Origin of the sequence: Mucilaginibacter sp. SG564, from assembly GCF_013149275.1 — a bacterium.
In the GTDB taxonomy this organism is placed as follows: Bacteria; Bacteroidota; Bacteroidia; order Sphingobacteriales; family Sphingobacteriaceae; genus Mucilaginibacter.
In genome coordinates, this window is sequence record NZ_JABGNA010000036.1 from 1 (window position 1) to 1,136 (window position 1,136).

Annotated in this window: 1 pseudogene; it reads left to right on the plus strand. The window is 50.4% G+C overall.

Going from position 1 to position 1,136, the window contains the following annotated elements:
- Window positions 1-1,136, plus strand: a pseudogene (locus FHW89_RS28595) (RHS repeat-associated core domain-containing protein); the annotation flags it as partial.

The window sequence follows — 1,136 nt, forward strand, 5'->3', positions numbered from 1 at the left end:
ACGACGGTACTGAACACAATTGCCAATGACAAACCGGACACGCTTTGGGATGTCAATTATTATGATGATAAAGGGAGGAACATCCGGAGCTATAAACAACACTATCTGGGTGGTACGGTAAACGCGGGCAACTTCGATGTGGTGCTGAATACGTATAACTTCAACGACCAGGTGACCAGCACGAACCGAAGACATTTTACCGTGGCTACAGGCGGCACAGCCAAACTGACGATCATCAACCAGTACAGCTATGACCATATGGGGAGGAAGCTGACCACACGTGAACAGATCCAGAATGCGGGCCAGGCAGCGGATGTAAACCCGATCCTGTCGAAAACAGAGTATAACGAACTGGGACAGGTATGGAGAAAGAACCTGCACAGTACGGATAGCACAACCTTCAAACAAACGGTCACCTATAGCTATAATGAACGTGGCTGGCTGAATACCAGCAGCGCACCGCTGTTTGCCGAGCAGCTGTATTACAATACCGGGACGAGTAAACAATATAACGGCAACATCGCCTACCAGTACTGGGGAACACCCGGCAGCCTGACTAAGAATTACGCGTATACCTATGACCAGCTGAACCGGTTAACGGCGGCGACGGCATCGACGGGTAACCATGAGAATAACATCACGTATGATCTGCTGGGGAATATCACGGGCTTAAACCGTTATCGGCGGGATACCCTGATCGATCAGTTGACGTACACGTACCCGACGGGGAGCAGCCAGTTACAGGCGGTAACGGATGCGACGACGAACAATGCGGGTCAGAAAAGCGGGATAGCCAGCTATGCGTATGATGGGAATGGTAACCTGATCAGTGATAACAGCAAAGGGATCAGTAATATTGCCTATAACCTATTGAACCTGCCGCAGACGATCACGGGCAAGAGCACGACCTATACCTATGATGCTACCGGGCAGAAACTAAGCAGGCTGATCAGTACAGCCAAGACGGATTATATCTCCGGTATCCAGTATGACGGCACAGCGGCGTCATCGACGATCAGTTTTATCCAGACAGAAGAGGGGAGGGCATTGCCTAAAGACGCGGCAAGTTACAACTATGAATACACGTTAACCGATCACCTGGGCAATAGCCGGGTAAACTTTGATACAGGCACGGG